The 15,824-nt window shown below is 55.4% G+C and carries 16 protein-coding genes and 1 pseudogene; 15 read left to right on the top strand and 2 right to left on the bottom strand.

Features of this window, described 5'->3' with window-relative positions; all coding sequences use genetic code 11:
- The first annotated feature begins 156 nt into the window (after positions 1–156).
- Positions 157–489 (top strand): annotated as a pseudogene (locus NHG65_RS21705) (type II toxin-antitoxin system RelE/ParE family toxin).
- Between the two features lies 1 nt (position 490).
- The gene (gene nadS / locus NHG65_RS21700; RefSeq protein WP_261428037.1) at positions 491–775 is read left to right on the top strand and encodes a NadS family protein; all 285 of its coding nucleotides are present in this window, start codon (positions 491–493) and stop codon (positions 773–775) included.
- Positions 776–893: 118 nt separating this feature from the next.
- On the opposite strand, the gene metK is transcribed toward nadS, so the two are convergent.
- Positions 894–2,048, bottom strand: coding sequence for a methionine adenosyltransferase (gene metK / locus NHG65_RS21695; RefSeq protein ID WP_085119028.1), 1,155 nt, complete (start codon positions 2,046–2,048; stop codon positions 894–896).
- 517 nt (positions 2,049–2,565) lie between these two features.
- Here metK and yqgG point away from each other — a divergent pair.
- The 8 genes from yqgG to rluF all read left to right on the top strand — a co-directional run bounded on the left by yqgG (position 2,566) and on the right by rluF (position 10,784).
- Positions 2,566–2,709 carry a small protein YqgG gene (gene yqgG, locus NHG65_RS21690; protein WP_488175597.1) on the top strand — a complete coding sequence of 48 codons (144 nt, stop codon included), beginning with the start codon at positions 2,566–2,568 and terminating at the stop codon, positions 2,707–2,709.
- Positions 2,710–2,807: 98 nt separating this feature from the next.
- Positions 2,808–2,951, top strand: coding sequence for a virulence promoting factor (locus NHG65_RS21685; RefSeq protein WP_112347340.1), 144 nt, complete (start codon positions 2,808–2,810; stop codon positions 2,949–2,951).
- Positions 2,944–4,920: a biosynthetic arginine decarboxylase gene (gene speA / locus NHG65_RS21680; protein WP_099065269.1), complete on the top strand. Its 1,977-nt coding sequence runs from the start codon at positions 2,944–2,946 to the stop codon at positions 4,918–4,920. Before NHG65_RS21685 ends, speA begins: the two co-directional genes overlap by 8 nt.
- A 187-nt stretch (positions 4,921–5,107) precedes the next feature.
- Positions 5,108–5,605 carry a peptide-methionine (R)-S-oxide reductase MsrB gene (gene msrB, locus NHG65_RS21675; protein ID WP_219016989.1) on the top strand — a complete coding sequence of 166 codons (498 nt, stop codon included), beginning with the start codon at positions 5,108–5,110 and terminating at the stop codon, positions 5,603–5,605.
- A 13-nt stretch (positions 5,606–5,618) separates the two neighbouring features.
- The gene (locus NHG65_RS21670) at positions 5,619–7,358 is read left to right on the top strand and encodes a cytochrome c biogenesis protein DipZ (RefSeq protein WP_283603849.1); all 1,740 of its coding nucleotides are present in this window, start codon (positions 5,619–5,621) and stop codon (positions 7,356–7,358) included.
- A 16-nt stretch (positions 7,359–7,374) separates the two neighbouring features.
- Positions 7,375–8,100 (top strand): peptide-methionine (S)-S-oxide reductase MsrA, encoded by a 726-nt coding sequence (gene msrA / locus NHG65_RS21665; RefSeq protein ID WP_099065267.1) that lies wholly within the window; start codon positions 7,375–7,377, stop codon positions 8,098–8,100.
- A 647-nt stretch (positions 8,101–8,747) separates the two neighbouring features.
- Complete coding sequence (gene speB, locus NHG65_RS21660) at positions 8,748–9,668, top strand: agmatinase (protein WP_207977573.1); 921 nt, start codon at positions 8,748–8,750, stop codon at positions 9,666–9,668.
- 252 nt (positions 9,669–9,920) lie between these two features.
- Positions 9,921–10,784, top strand: coding sequence for a 23S rRNA pseudouridine(2604) synthase RluF (rluF, locus tag NHG65_RS21655; RefSeq protein WP_261258746.1), 864 nt, complete (start codon positions 9,921–9,923; stop codon positions 10,782–10,784).
- Positions 10,785–10,834: 50 nt separating this feature from the next.
- On the opposite strand, the gene NHG65_RS21650 is transcribed toward rluF, so the two are convergent.
- Positions 10,835–12,082 carry an MFS transporter gene (locus tag NHG65_RS21650; RefSeq protein ID WP_499182668.1) on the bottom strand — a complete coding sequence of 416 codons (1,248 nt, stop codon included), beginning with the start codon at positions 12,080–12,082 and terminating at the stop codon, positions 10,835–10,837.
- A gap of 395 nt (positions 12,083–12,477) precedes the next feature.
- On the opposite strand from NHG65_RS21650, the gene NHG65_RS21645 reads away from it, so the two are divergent.
- Genes NHG65_RS21645 through NHG65_RS21625 form a run of 5 tightly spaced genes read left to right on the top strand, consistent with a single transcriptional unit; the run spans position 12,478 to position 15,742 of the window.
- Positions 12,478–12,795, top strand: a complete 318-nt coding sequence (locus NHG65_RS21645; RefSeq protein WP_012146671.1) for a non-heme iron oxygenase ferredoxin subunit — start codon at positions 12,478–12,480, stop codon at positions 12,793–12,795.
- A 2-nt stretch (positions 12,796–12,797) separates the two neighbouring features.
- Entirely contained in the window at positions 12,798–13,106 is a 309-nt protein-coding gene (locus NHG65_RS21640) for a recombinase-like helix-turn-helix domain-containing protein (protein WP_099065261.1), read from the top strand.
- A 20-nt stretch (positions 13,107–13,126) separates the two neighbouring features.
- Positions 13,127–14,170, top strand: a complete 1,044-nt coding sequence (locus NHG65_RS21635) for a Rieske 2Fe-2S domain-containing protein (RefSeq protein ID WP_099065260.1) — start codon at positions 13,127–13,129, stop codon at positions 14,168–14,170.
- Positions 14,167–14,922 (top strand): SDR family oxidoreductase, encoded by a 756-nt coding sequence (locus NHG65_RS21630; protein WP_099065259.1) that lies wholly within the window; start codon positions 14,167–14,169, stop codon positions 14,920–14,922. Before NHG65_RS21635 ends, NHG65_RS21630 begins: the two co-directional genes overlap by 4 nt.
- 25 nt (positions 14,923–14,947) lie before the next feature.
- Complete coding sequence (locus NHG65_RS21625; protein ID WP_012146667.1) at positions 14,948–15,742, top strand: IclR family transcriptional regulator; 795 nt, start codon at positions 14,948–14,950, stop codon at positions 15,740–15,742.
- Positions 15,743–15,824: the final 82 nt, after the last annotated feature.

Genomic DNA, 15,824 nt, shown 5'->3' with positions numbered 1-15,824 from the left:
AGGGCCGCTGAAACCTGAGGGAGATGAATATACTGGGTGCGGATGCTCTGGATCTCTGCCGAGAGCCAAGGAAAGGAGCCTATTACACTCAAGTTACTCTGGTGTACAGAGTACATCATCAGGTGTACTCTGTACCTCAACATGGAGAGGGTGCCGGTGAGTCATGCACTAGTATTTATTGAGACCCCGATGTTCACGCGGCAGATAAAGCAAATAGCCACGGACGACGAGCTGAAAGAACTCCAGAAAGAACTCATCGAATCGCCAGGCAAAGGCGATCTGATTCAAAAAACCGGTGGCCTGTGAAAAGTCAGGATGGCAACGGGTTCGCAGGGGAAAAGCGGGAGTGCCAGGGTGATTTACTTTCTGGCAACCGCAGAGGTTATCTATCTGGTGATGGCCTACCCGAAAAGTATTAAAGACAGCCTGACCGATACGGAAAAGTCACAGCTGAAGAAATTGACGAAATTGCTGAAAGATGAGGTATGACATGAGCTTTTTTGACGATATGAAAACGTCTCTTGAAGAAGCTGTCGCCATTAAGAAAGGGGTTAAGACGGCTGCCAATGTCACTCGTTATGATATCGCAGATGTGAAAGCGATCAGGGCGCAGCTTAATGTTTCTCAGAGTGAAATGGCCAAGGCACTAGGCACCAGCGTTGATACCATCAAAAGCTGGGAAACCAAAAGACGTAATCCAACAGGTCTGGCGGCAAAGGTGTTGGCGACCATCCAGGCTAACCCTGAATTCTTCCGCGAGCTTGCCGCACACTAGTGAGTCTGTGCGCGGATTGTTTCTGAAAGTGCCAGACAGGATTTACAACGTTTAAACATCCCATAAAAACAAAAACGGCGAGCACCAGGCTCGCCGTTTTCACATTCGATACACGGGCTTATTTCAGGCCAGCAGCATCGCGCAGCAGGGCTGCTTTGTCGGTCGCTTCCCAAGGGAAGTGCTCACGGCCGAAGTGGCCGTAGGCGGCAGTTTCGCGGTAGATCGGCTGCAGCAGGTCCATCATCTGGATCAGGCCGTATGGGCGCAGATCGAAGAACTCGCGCACCAGCAGCGTCAGCTGTTCGGTAGGGATTTTCTCGGTACCGAAGGTTTCTACCATGATAGACGTCGGTTCTGCCACGCCGATAGCGTAGGAAACCTGGATCTCACAGCGGTCAGCCAGACCGGCAGCAACGATGTTTTTCGCTACATAGCGTGCTGCGTAGGCTGCTGAACGGTCAACCTTGGACGGATCCTTACCTGAGAATGCACCGCCACCGTGACGAGCCATGCCGCCGTAGGTATCAACGATGATTTTACGCCCGGTCAGACCGCAGTCGCCCATTGGGCCACCGATAACGAAACGGCCGGTTGGGTTGATGTGGTATTTGGTGCTGGCGCTCAGCCATTCGGTAGGTAGAACCGGCTTGATGATCTCTTCCATCACCGCTTCTTGCAGGTCTTTCAGCGAGATATCTTCGGAGTGCTGGGTAGAGAGTACCACTGCGTCAATACCGACGATTTTGCCGTCGTCATACTGGAAAGTGACCTGGCTTTTCGCATCCGGACGCAACCACGGCAGAGTGCCGTTCTTACGCACTTCGGCCTGGCGCTGTACCAGACGGTGGGCGTAGGTCACCGGTGCAGGCATCAGCACTTCGGTTTCGTTGGTGGCATAGCCAAACATCAGGCCCTGGTCGCCGGCACCCTGTTCCAGCGGATCGGTACGGTCAACACCCTGATTGATATCCGGGGATTGCTTACCGATGGCGCTCAGTACGGCACAAGAATTGGCGTCAAAACCCATATCCGAGTGCACATAACCGATTTCGCGCACGGTTTTACGGGTGATCTCTTCGATATCTACCCAGGCGCTGGTGGTGATTTCACCGCCGACCAGTACCATGCCGGTTTTCACGTAGGTTTCACAAGCTACGCGTGCTTTAGGATCCTGCTCCAGGATGGCGTCGAGAACGGCATCGGAGATCTGGTCGGCGATTTTGTCAGGATGTCCTTCGGAGACGGATTCGGACGTGAAAAGGTGTTTAGCCATTGTATTCTTTACCTTGCATAAGACGGGTTAGAAATTACTGCACAGCGCTGGAGATCCGGCATCAAAGCGAAGGGTCTTCCGCTGATGGCGCGAGATGCATCCTGCAACGCCCCTCAGGCAAAGCCGTTAAGCAGTTTCTCTGTTAATCAGTATAGATGGATTAACATCTGGACGTCTATTTTAGGTCAGGCCTTAGCCGGATTGCCAGTATTTTTTTGCCATTTCGCTCTTTTGCGCAAAGCCGCCGACGCCATTTTCATCGCTTGAAACAGTTTCCGGCAAATTTTCATTTTGCATTTTCCCCGTGTTATCGGTATAAACTGCGCGCGCGGCTCATTTGGTGCACAGCGTGGGGCAAGAAGTTGTAAATTTCTGTGACGCCTCCGTGAGTGGCCGGATACTCAGCCGCAGACGCCGACCTTTGGCGTCGCCGCTTCATAGAACGGTCACGTTCTTACACTATTAATAGAGGCTCAGTCGTTCATTGAGGACGGCGTGCGTGGAGGTGGTTGGATTAATGATCCGTTGTCTACCGGTTGTTGGTTCTCAACAGCAGTGCCGTTCTGGCGCATATTCTTCTGCTATCTCCCGTCTTGTCTCTACACCACCTTTCAGGTGTGATAAACACCTGGGCGCTACTCAGGATCCTCGGGCCGGTTAACGGTCGTCTGAAGAACTGAACAAGGGTAGCCTGCAGCCTTCCTGTGGGATGTTTCTTGACCCGATTCACGAGGTTTGAACAGGGTGTCTTACAATTATATGAGTAATAAACCGATCGCTGACCGCGAACGGCAGTTTTATTCGCTGCCGCAAGGGCGGTTTGTTGGGTTGTTCTCGCGGGTTGTAGCTGCGATAGTGGCTGACTGTATCGTCAGTACGGGATGTGAGGCGAGTAATGTCTGATGATCTTTTGATTCACCGTCCGTCAGCAACGGGCGAATCTAAATCTTTGCGCTCCATGCAGGAGGTTGCCATGAATGACCGTGATGCCAGCAAGATGCTGCGCACTTATAACGTCGCCTACTGGGGCAACAATTATTATGACGTCAATGAACTGGGCCACATCAGCGTGTGCCCGGATCCGGACGTCCCGCAGGCACGTGTCGATCTGGCTGATTTGGTGAAGCAACGCCAAAAAGACGGTCTGCGTTTACCGGCACTGTTCTGCTTCCCGCAGATCCTGCAGCATCGCCTGCGTTCGATCAATGCCGCGTTCAAACGCGCGCGTGAGTCGTTCGGCTACGAAGGCGGCTATTTCCTGGTTTACCCCATCAAAGTAAACCAGCATCGTCGCGTGATCGAATCGCTGGTCAACTCCGGCGAACCGCTGGGGCTGGAAGCCGGCTCCAAAGCCGAACTGATGGCGGTACTGGCGCATGCCGGTATGACCCGCTCGGTGATCGTGTGTAACGGCTATAAAGACCGTGAATACATCCGCCTGGCGTTGATCGGCGAAAAGCTGGGGCACAAGGTGTACCTGGTGATCGAGAAGATGTCCGAGATCAACATGGTGCTGGAAGAGGCCGAACGTCTGAACGTGGTCCCGCGCCTCGGTGTGCGTGCGCGTCTGGCGTCACAAGGTTCCGGTAAATGGCAGTCGAGCGGCGGCGAAAAGTCCAAGTTCGGTCTGGCAGCCATTCAGGTGCTGAAGCTGGTGGAAACCCTGCGTGAAGCGGGTCGTCTCGACAGCCTGCAACTGCTGCACTTCCACCTGGGCTCGCAACTGGCCAACATTCGCGATATCGCCACCGGCGTGCGCGAATCTGCACGTTTCTACGTTGAACTGCACAAACTGGGCGTTAACATCCAGTGCTTCGACGTGGGCGGCGGTCTGGGCGTGGATTATGAAGGCACCCGTTCGCAGTCCGACTGTTCGGTGAACTATGGCCTGAATGAATACGCCAACAACGTGATTTGGGGCATCGGCGACGCCTGTAATGAACACGGTCTGCCGCACCCGACGGTGATCACCGAATCCGGCCGTGCGGTTACCGCACACCATACGGTGCTGGTGTCCAACGTGATCGGCGTTGAGCGCAACGAATTCAGTGAACCGCTACCTCCGGCAGAAGACGCGCCGCGCGCGTTGGAAAGCATGTGGGAAACCTGGCAGGAATTGAACGAGCCGGAGAACCGCCGTTCACTGCGCGAATGGCTGCATGACAGCCAGATGGACCTGCACGACGTTCACACCCAGTACGCTCACGGCATGCTGGATCTGACCCAGCGCGCCTGGGCCGAGCAGCTGTACCTCAACATCTGCAACAAGATCCAACAGCAGCTGGATCCAAGCAACCGTGCACACCGTCCGATCATTGACGAACTGCAAGAGCGTATGGCGGACAAGTTCTACGTCAACTTCTCGCTGTTCCAGTCGATGCCGGATGCCTGGGGTATTGATCAACTGTTCCCTGTATTGCCGCTGGAAGGGCTGGATAAGCCGCCGGAAGGCCGCGCGGTACTGCTGGACATCACCTGTGACTCCGATGGCACTATCGATCACTACATCGACGGTGACGGCGTAGCGACCACCATGCCAATGCCGCCGTACGATCCGGAAAACCCGCCGGCGCTGGGCTTCTTTATGGTAGGCGCCTATCAGGAAATCCTGGGCAACATGCACAACCTGTTCGGTGACACCGCCTCGGTTGACGTGTTTGTGTTCCCTGATGGCACGGTAGAAAGCGAACTGTCTGATGAAGGCGACACCGTTGCCGACATGCTGGAATACGTGCAGCTGGATCCTACCGCGCTGCTGGCCAAATTCCGCGATCAGGTGAAAGAAACCGATCTGGACAGTGAACTGCAGGCGCAGTTCCTGGAAGAGTTTGAAGCCGGTTTGTACGGCTATACTTATTTAGAAGATGAATAAGTAGTTCTGAAAGGCCGGGCATCTCTCTGATGTCCGGCCTTTTTTAATGGTTTTTCCCCGCAATTCCCTCAATACCTTTCTTCCCCCTATCAGTTATCACAAATTTGTTAACTCTCCGTGAGGATTCGGACAGGGTTTTCTCTGTAGCTTGTCACTATCGGTTGGATCGGTTTCCGGGGTGACGATGATGATCAACAGACGGCAATTTATTCTGGTTGGCGGCGGCCTGTCCGCTGCGTTCGCATTCGGGCTCTTGCCGAGAAAGGCGGCCTATGCGGCGGCCTCTGGGCAATTTGAAGTCAGCTACACTGATCAACAGTGGCATCAGCGACTGAGCGTCGCGCAGTATCATATTTTGCGGGAGCAGGGCACAGAAGCGCCCTATAGCAGCCCGCTGAATGATGAACATCGCGACGGCCTGTTTTCCTGCGCGGGTTGCCAGCTACCGCTGTTTTCCTCTCATACCAAATTTGACAGCCATACCGGTTGGCCAAGCTTCTACCAGCCGCTTGAACAGGCGGTCGCACAGCAGCAGGATCGAACATTTGGCATGGTGCGCGATGAGGTGCACTGTCGCCGCTGTGGCGGGCATCTGGGGCACGTGTTTGACGACGGTCCGCAACCTACCGGATTGCGTTACTGCATGAACGGGCTGGCGCTGCAGTTTGCAGTGCAAAAAGCCTAATGGGGAGAGCGATATGTTGATCCTGATACTGGCTTATCTCGGCGGCATTCTGACCATCGCCAGCCCGTGTATTCTGCCGGTGCTGCCGTTTATTTTTTCGCGTGCCGATCGTCCTTTCTTACGCTCCGGTTTGCCCTTGCTGGTGGGCATGGCGTTGACCTTTGCGCTGTTCGCCACGCTGGCCGCCGTTGGTGGCGGTTGGGTGGTCGCCGCCAATCAATACGGTCGTTGGCTGGCACTGGTGCTGATGGCGGTATTTGGGGTCACACTGCTGTTCCCGGCGGTTGCCGAACGTGTGATGCACCCACTGGTCTCGGCTGGCAATCGCCTGTCTGACAAGATTGCCGCAGACAAGCAGCACCAGGTTGGCCCCTCGCTGTTGCTGGGGGTCGCTACCGGGCTGCTTTGGGCACCTTGCGCCGGGCCGATCCTCGGTCTGGTGCTGACCGGTGCCGCGCTGCAGGGGGCGAATGTCGGTTCCACTTTCCTTTTGTTAGCCTATGCCGCCGGGGCGGCGACCTCACTGGCCTTGGCGTTATTGATCGGCGGCAAGGTCTTCAGCGCCATGAAACGTTCGCTGGGTGCCGGTGAATGGATCCGTCGCGGCTTGGGCGGTGCGATGCTGGTTGGGGTGGTGGCGATTGCTCTCGGTCTGGATACCAGCGTGCTGGCACGCATTTCAGCGGCCTCCACCGGCGGGATTGAACAACGTTTGTTGCAGACGTTCACCCCAGCAGCTGCCCCAGCGCGTCTGCCGGTGCAAACCGCTGTCGATTCAACGCCGGTTCTGGACGATTTTGGCGAAATGCCGGCGTTGTCAGGGGCGGTGCAATGGCTGAACTCTCCGCCGCTGACCGCTGAGTCTCTGCGCGGCAAAGTGGTGCTGGTGGATTTCTGGACCTATTCCTGCATCAACTGCCTGCGTACTTTGCCTTATGTGAAGGCCTGGGCAGAGAAATACCGCGATCAGGGGCTGGTGGTGATCGGCGTGCATGCTCCGGAGTTTGCCTTTGAGAGAGACATTGGCAACGTCACCAAAGAGGCTAAAAAGCTGGGGATCAATTACCCGATCGCCATCGATAACAACTACAGCATCTGGCGTGCGTTCAACAATCAGTATTGGCCTGCCCACTATTTTATAGATGCCACCGGGCATATCCGTTACCAGCATTTTGGCGAAGGTGATTATGCGCAGTCTGAGCGGGTGATCCAGGCGTTGCTGCGTCAGGCCGGGGCTAAAAATATCAGCACCGCCGTCAGCCAGGTCGCCGGGCAGGGCGTTGAACAGGCGGCCGGTAATCAGGCTGACATTTCGCCAGAGACCTATCTGGGCTATGCGCGGGCGCAAAACTTTGCCTCCGGCGAGGCTACCCAGGACGTGGTTGCCCGCTACGGCGTGCCTGCAAGTTTACCGCTCAACGATTGGGGGCTGGCGGGGAACTGGACCGTCGGTGGCGAAAACGTGACGCTCAATGCCCCTAAAGGGCGCCTCGTCTACCGCTTCCATGCCCGCGATTTGCATTTGGTATTAGGCCCGACAGCGGCGGGTAAGCCGGTGGCTTTCAAAGTGACGTTGGATGGCCAGGCGCCTGGCGAAATGCATGGCGCTGATGTCGCGCCGGATGGGCGTGGCGTGGTCACCGATCAACGCCTTTATCAACTGATACGACAAACCGATGGTGCGGGTGAACACACCTTCAGCATTGAATTCGAACAGGCGGGCGTCGCTGCTTACGCCTTCACTTTCGGTTAATCCCGTGGGGAATATGATGAAACTTTCAAACAGGCTCGGTAAGGGGTTGCGGTCTTATGCTTTCTCTGGTGTGGTCGCGCTGGTCGGTGTGGGGCTCTGGCAGGGGAGCGCATGGTCATTTGGCGGTGCGGAAACCGCGGTGGTGATCCCGGCACCTGCGGTTGATGAACCGGCAGTGACGTCGCACAGTGAGACCGCTATTTTTGCCGGCGGGTGTTTCTGGGGTGTGCAGGGGGTCTTTCAGCATGTGAAAGGCGTCACCAACGCGGTTTCAGGTTACACCGGTGGTGCAGCGCAAACCGCCGATTACCAGCAGGTTAGCGGGGGGGATACTGGCCATGCAGAATCGGTGAAAGTGACTTTTGATCCGACTCAGGTTTCTTATGGCAGCTTGTTGCAGATCTTTTTCTCGGTGGCTCATAATCCTACCGAGCTTAATCGACAAGGACCGGATAGTGGCACGCAGTATCGTTCGGCGATTTTCCCGCAGAGTGACTCACAACAACGGATCGCCAACGCCTACATTGCCCAGTTACAGGCCAGCCACAGTTATGCTCAGCCGCTGGTGACTCGCGTCGAAGGCAACGGGCATTTTTACCCGGCAGAGAGTTATCATCAGAACTTTTTGACCGACCACCCTGATTCCATGTACATCATGATTAACGACCAACCGAAAATAAAACAGCTCGAGCATTTATTCCCGGCGCGTTACAGCCAGCAGCCGGTATTGGTGAAACAGTAGCGACGGAATTATTTTTCGAAGCGTTGGTAAAGGTAATCCACCAGGAGCATAGATACGGGGATATAGATGAGAATGATTTCCAGGGAAATATCATTCATTGAATCAATTTGAGAGCACAGATAACCCAATGGGAAACATGACAAAAATGTTATGGCTTGCAGTGCCAAATAAATCCTCTGGTGTTTGATAATCCGTTTATGCTGCCTTGGCATGATTGTTAACATTTTATTTGTTAGCCTGTTTTTTAGGTGAATATATAATGTTCAATCGTTAGTGAAAGTATTTTTTCTTTTTTAGGTTTTTTTAAATTTAATAAACACCTATTTCTTAAATGCTGGATTAACAAAGTTATAGAGTTTATATGCCAGATTAAAGGACCAAAATCACAAAATTTAGTCACGGCAGGCGGCAACGATCACATAGCTGAAGGATGCAGGGTCTATACTGGGTGACGACGAGCTGCCGGGATGATGATGCGCGCTCTTGAAGCGCGAACGAAATACGGCGATAATCTGCCGTATCAGCAGTACTAAACAGATTTCGAATGGATCCCTTTCTCGTCGGGCTAACGACGCGGGAGGGATTTTTTTTTGCCAGCGCCTGTGTGATTTTTCAACAGGCGAAACGTTGAAATATGAGGGTTTACTATGAGTACCTTAGGCCACCAGCCCGATAATTCTTTAGTGTCCAATGCCTTTGGTTTCCTGCGCTTTCCGCTGAACTTTATGCCTTACGACAGCGATGCAGAGTGGGTCATCACCGGCATTCCATTTGATATGGCAACCTCCGGCCGTGCCGGTGGCCGTCATGGCCCCGCGGCGATCCGTCAGGTTTCCACCAACCTGGCTTGGGAAGGCAACCGCTGGCCGTGGAACTTTGACCTGCGCGATCGTCTGAACGTGGTCGACTGCGGTGACATTGTGTTCAACTTTGGCGACGCTCAGAGCATGAGCGACAACCTGCAGGCGCACGCAGAAAAACTGCTGGCGGCCGGCAAGCGCATGCTCTCATTCGGCGGTGACCACTTTGTTACTTTGCCGCTGCTGCGCGCACACGCCAAACATTTCGGCAAAATGGCGCTGGTGCACTTCGATGCCCATACCGACACCTACGCGAACGGCAGCCAATATGACCACGGCACCATGTTCTTCCATGCGCCGAACGAAGGCCTGATCGATCCAAAACATTCGGTGCAGATCGGCATTCGTACCGAATACGATCATGACAACGGCTTCACGGTATTGGACGCTGCGCAGGTTAACGATCGTAGCGCGGACGATCTGCTGGCCCAGATCAAACAGATCGTCGGCGATATGCCGGTGTACCTGACCTTCGACATTGACTGCCTGGATCCGGCATTCGCACCGGGCACCGGCACACCGGTGATCGGCGGCCTGACTTCCGATCGTGCACTGAAACTGGTACGCGGCATGCAGTCACTGAACATCGTCGGCATGGATGTGGTGGAAGTGGCTCCGGCCTATGATCAGTCCGAGATCACCGCGCTGGCCGCAGCGACCCTGGGTCTGGAAATGCTGTATCTGCAGGCAGCAAAAAAACAGGCCTAAATATACCCGTCGTCTTTCAAGCTGCAGCGTTGTTACCTGCACTCATTCACCTCAGTCACTTACTTGAGTAAGCTCCTGAGGATGAATGAGCTGGGCGCCTAGCTGCAACTTGAAATCCATAGGGTATAGCGGGTGATGAATTTAGAATGGAAAATATAGTCTAAAACACTCTATTCACCGTTCGTTACCGCACTATGAAAATGCCTGTATCTGTTGCCTTGAAGGTCTATAATCCGGGCTTACGGAGAGAATATGTTGACCAAACAATCTACACGTCTTAACAAATATATAAGCGAGAGCGGTATCTGCTCGCGCCGTGATGCCGATCGTTATATCGAACAAGGCAATGTTTTTATCAATGGCAAGCGCGTGACGCTTGGCGATCAGGTGTTTCCAGGCGACGTCGTCAAGGTCAACGGTCAGCTGATTGAACCGCGCAACGAAGACAATCTGATCTTTATTGCGCTGAACAAGCCAGTCGGTATCGTCAGCACCACGGAAGAAGGCGAGAAAGACAACATTGTCGATTTCGTTAACCACAGTACCCGTATCTTCCCGATCGGGCGGTTGGATAAAGACTCACAGGGCCTGATCTTCCTCACCAACCACGGCGATCTGGTGAACAAAATCTTGCGGGCGGGAAACGACCACGAGAAAGAATATCTGGTCACGGTCAACAAGCCGGTGACCGACGATTTCATCCGTGGCCTCGGTGCCGGTGTGCCGATGCTGGGTACCGTGACCAAAAAATGCAAGGTGAAGAAAGAAGCGCCCTTTGTGTTTCGTATCGTGCTGGTTCAGGGGCTTAACCGTCAGATCCGCCGTATGTGTGAGCATTTCGGCTATGAGGTGACCAAGCTGGAGCGTACCCGCATTATGAATGTGGGCATGGCCGGGTTGCCGCCGGGAGAATGGCGCGATTTAACCGACGATGAGTTGGTCGAACTGTTCAAATTGATCGAGGGTTCATCTTCAGAAGCCAAACCGACCAAGAAAGCCAAACCAGCAGTGAAAAAACCTGCCGCCAGCGCACCGAAAAGCGCCGAAAAGCCCAGCGGTAACTCGGCTGCACGCAAGCGTTTTGCCCAGCCGGGCCGTAAGAAGAAAGGGCGCTAAGCCGCAGTAACATGAATATGAGTTGGGGCGCATTATGCGCCCCTCTTGTTTTATGCCCGCTTTGCCTCACGCGTCATCAGCATCCGGCTGAACAGTACGGCACCCGCCAACAGTGTCACTCCCTGCGACACGATCAGCACCGTAAACCCCGAAGACACCTTACCTTGGCTGGCCATCACCATGCCCATGATCATCGGCACAAACGCCGAGAACATATTGCCGACACCGTTAATCAGCCCATAGGCGCTGCCGACGGCCTGCGGCTGTGCATAATGCTGCAGCAGGGTAGGGATCGCGGCACCCTGAGCGCCCCAACAGGCATTGGCCGCCAGCAGGAAAAAGGCAATCCAGCCGAGCTGATGGCTGTGCATCACGCCATAGATGCACAGTGCCGTGGCCGCACCACCAAAGGCGAAAATCAGCGGTGCCTGATAAGGGCGAATGCGATCGAGCAGTACGCCGCCAAGGTATTTTGAGCCGATGCTGACAATAAACGGCAGCGAGGCCATCCAGCCCATCTGTTTGATGGAAAAACCTTTCTCGTCGGTCAGGTAGGCCGGCAACCAGGAGCTGGATCCCCACAGGTAGCTGAGGGTGGCGATCTCGATCAGCATGATCCAGCCGAGCATCGGGGTACGCCAGGCCAGAGCGAAGGTTTGCCAGACGCGGCTCATTATCGGCCGTGGGTCGAGGGTGCGCGAAGGCTGGGTGGCGGGATGGATAAACAGCCGTACCAATGCCAGCCCCAGCAGCAGGTTGATCAGCGCCAGCAGATAGAAAGAGGTGGCCCAGCCGAAGTGCGCCATCAGGAAACTCACCAGCGGAAAGCCAATCACCAGCCCCAGCGAGACGCCCAGGGTGCTGACCGCATTGGGTTTGCCGCGCTCATCGGCGGCGAAGTGATCGCCGATATACATGGTTTTCAGCGAGAATAACGGCCCTTCACTGACACCCAATAGTGCGCGCACCGCAAATAACAGCAGTACCGAACCGGCCAGCGGCGAGGCGGCGGTGAGCAGCGCCCACAGCACAATACTCAACGTCAGCGCGCGGCGATACCCCATCAGGGTTTCCAGGAACGGCGTTAGCAGCATGGCGGAAAGTCCGTAACCGAGCAAAAACACCGTCATCAGCATGCCCTGATGTGCGCGACTGTTGCCGAGCTGAAAGTGCTGCAGAAAGTCGGGGTTGACCAGCATCACGGCGATATTGACCCGATCGGCATAGGCGATGACGATCAGAAACAGCAGGGCCACGACCCCGGACCAGCGTTGACGTTGTTGCACCATGGGCTCCATGTGCGCTCCTTTAGCGGGCGATGAAAGAATTCAGGCAGCAGAAAACTAACCCGCTGATTTCACAGAGCTGAAAAGCGGGATTGAGCGGGCTGAATGTAAATTTATTGTTATTTAAAAGGGTGTTTTAATCAGTGAGAGGGAACTTGTACTCTCATTAAGCCAGCCAGATCAACGTGTTTTCACCCATGATTTCGTGATGCAACGCACAACTTTCATAGGTTTTTCATCTCGGTGCATTTTTTCGTGATCCTCCCCGCATTTGTCATGTTTAAACAACTTTCCATTAACAATTGCCGCTTTGCTCTCTTGACGAAAGTTTCGCCATACTTATAGTGGCTGTATTAAATAAGAAACTGAGTTTCATATATGAAACAATCAGATAGAGGACAGAAGCAATGAGCTGGAAGAAAGTGTGTGAAGTGTCTCAGGTGAAAGAAGATTTTCCTTTCTCCGCCAACGTGGAAGGGAAAGAAGTCGGGGTGTATCTGATCGACGGCAACTATTACGCGCTGGAAGACGTCTGCCCACATGCCTATGCCTTGCTCAGCCAGGGGTTTGTTGATGACGGTAAGGTCGAGTGTCCGTTGCACGAAGCATTGTTCGACGTACGTACCGGCCAGTGCCTGCGTGAGCCAGGCGGTCGCGATCTGCAAACCTATGCCACCCGGGTGATCGACAATCAAATCCAAATCACCTTTATTGCGGAGGAGTAATCATGCAGCACATCACCGATTTCAATCCCTGGCTGCCGGACACCCAACAGGTGATCCCGGCGCGCGAAGGCGGCAACGGTCAGATCCATCAACCTGGTCAATTCCAAAACGTCATCTGGCAGAACCGTGCCCGGGTGCCGGACGGTTTTGAGAGCGCGCTGGTGGCGGCGTTGGAAGAGATCTTCGATCAGGGCGCGGAAGAGCTGGAGCAGATCGTCAGTGCGCTAAATCAGCGCCGCCTGTTTGATCGCAATGGCCAGCCGTGGAATGAGACGGCGTTCCGCGAGTTCCTGCACGTTAACGGTTTCTGATCCACACCCGGGAGAAGACAATGACAGCAAACACAACATCCTCCGCACAGGCCTTACAGGATTATCTCGATCAGGGGCTGCGTGGCATGTGGTATCCGGTGCTGGCCAGTTGGGAAATTGGCAATAACCCGGTCGGCATTACGCGCCTGGAGCAGCAGATCGTGGTGTGGCGTGATGGTGAAGGCGCGATCCATGCGCTGGAAGATCGCTGCCCGCACCGCGGGGCACGGCTTTCCATGGGCTGGAACCTGGGCGATCGCATTGCCTGCTGGTATCACGGCGTGGAAGTGGGCGGTGACGGTACGGTTAAAGACGTACCGGCGGTTGATCGTTGCCCGCTGGTGGGGCAGAAATGCCTGCGTTCCTATCCGGCCAAAGAGGCCTACGGCGCGGTGTTTCTCTATTTCGGCGTGACCGCAGATGAAGAGCCGGCCGAGCTGACCTTCCCGCCGGAACTGGCGGACGAAGCGTCCTACAGCAACTTCCTGTGTACCGCCAGTTGGGACTGCAATTATCAGTACGCGTTGGAAAACGTGATGGACCCGATGCACGGCACCTACCTGCATTCTTCTTCGCATTCAATGGCGGAAGGGGATCGCAAGGCAGACATGGCGCTGGAGCCGACCGACAGCGGTTTCATCTTTAAGAAGAATGGTCAGATCGGCGTTAACTTTGACTGGGTAGAATTTGGCAGCAGCGGTGCCTACTGGATGCGTCTGTCGATCCCGTACAAAAAACGTTTCGGACCGGGCGGCCACTTCTGGATCATCGGCATGGTGGTACCTGAAGACAAGGATCACTGCCGGGTGTTCTTCTGGCGTATCCGCCAGGTAAAAGACTGGCAGCGTGACATGTGGCGCTTTATGTACCGCAATCGCCTGGAGTCGCTGCACTGGGATGTTCTGGAGCAGGATCGCATCGTGCTGGAAAACATGGCACCGAACGCACGTGGTCGTGAATATTTGTATCAGCATGACGTCGGGCTATCCCGCCTGCGCCGCATGATGCAAAAAGAAGCACAGAAACAGCTGGCGCAGCTCAGTGAACAGGAGGCGGCACAGTGAATGGCCTGCTGACAGGGAAACGGATTGTGGTGACCGGCGCGGCGCGTGGGCTGGGGCGTAGTTTCGCCGCCGCCATTGCTGCCGCCGGTGCCAGCGTGGTGATGTGCGATATTCTGGCGGATGAACTGGCGGACGGCGCCGCCAGCCTGCGTGAGCAGGGGGCACAGGTTGAAAGCCAGGTGATCGATCTGGCCGATCCGGCCTCGATCAGCGCTGCGTTTAACGCCATAGCCGAAGGTGGGGCGATCGACGGGTTGGTGAACAACGCGGCCCTGGCCACCGGCGTGGGTGGCAAAACCATGATGGAATACGATATCGATCTGTGGGATCGAGTAATGCAGGTCAACGTGCGTGGCACCTGGCTGGTGAGCCAGGCGGCGGTACCGCTGCTGGCACAAAACCCGCATGCCAAGATCGTTAACGTGGCTTCGGATACTGCACTGTGGGGCGCACCGCGCTTAATGGCCTATGTGGCCAGCAAAGGGGCGATTATCTCGATGACCCGTTCGATGGCGCGGGAACTGGGCCCGCAGGGGATCTGCGTTAACGCCATTGCCCCGGGCCTGACGCGGGTGGAGGCCACCGAATATGTGCCTGCCGAGCGTCATCAGCTGTATGAGCAGGGCCGGGCACTGGCCGGGGCTCAGCATCCTGACGACGTCAACGGGACGGTGCTCTACCTGTTGTCACCGCTGGCGAACTTCGTGACCGGTCAACTGTTGCCGGTTAACGGCGGTTTCGTCTTTAACTAATCTACCTTTTAGCCAGGAGCAGCACATGGCAGACGACCAAGGGTGTAAATATCTGATCCCAGGACTGGATCGCGGATTGCAACTGTTGCTGGCGTTTGGCGAGCAGCACAAGGAAATGACCTTTGCCCAATTGCATCGCCTGGTCGACATGCCAAAAGCTACCGCCTATCGCGTGGTGCAGACGCTGGAGCATCTGGGTTTTCTGGAGCGTAACCCACGCACCAACACCTTCTCGCTGGGCATCAAGGTGCTGCGTCTCGGCTTCGAATATATTGCCTCGCTGGACGTGGCGCAGGCCGGTCAGCCGGTAATAGAACAACTGCGCGATCGCAGCCAATGCAGCAGTCATCTGGCGATCCGTGATGGGCGCGACGTGATCTACATCGCCCGCGTCAGCGCCGCCGGTTCGCAAATCAACCAGGTTAGTGTCGGCACTCGCCTGCCGGTACACCAAACTTCGCTTGGCCGCATGCTATTGACCAGTGCCACCCGCGAAGAGTTTGAGCTGCTGTATCCGCAGGAACAACTGCCGGGTAGTGGCCCAGGTACACCGGCAGATCGCGAAACGCTGTGGCAGATGGTGCAGCAGGACAAGGCGCGGGGCTATGTGATCGGCGAGTCGTTTTTCCGCCACGGTATCTCTTCCATCGTCTATCCGATCTTCAACCGCGAGCAGCGGGTTGAGGCAGTGATCAGCATTATGGTGCCGTCCGATGAGATCCCGAAAGCGGATCGCGAGCGGTTACGCATGGAGGTGCGGGACGCCGCGGTGAAAATCTCCGGCTTCCTGGGTGCACCGCCGCAGGCTAACGCCGGTTAACTTATTTCCCAGGGGCGCGACAGGCGGCCCCCGCATTAATCGGGACGAATAGAGTCGTCCCCTACCAATGACTCAGGCAGGG

Source organism: Serratia myotis, assembly GCF_027474885.1.
GTDB lineage: Bacteria > Pseudomonadota > Gammaproteobacteria > Enterobacterales > Enterobacteriaceae > Serratia > Serratia proteamaculans.
Note: the sequence above shows the minus strand (reverse complement) of the source record. Positions and strands in the feature narration are given on the sequence as shown.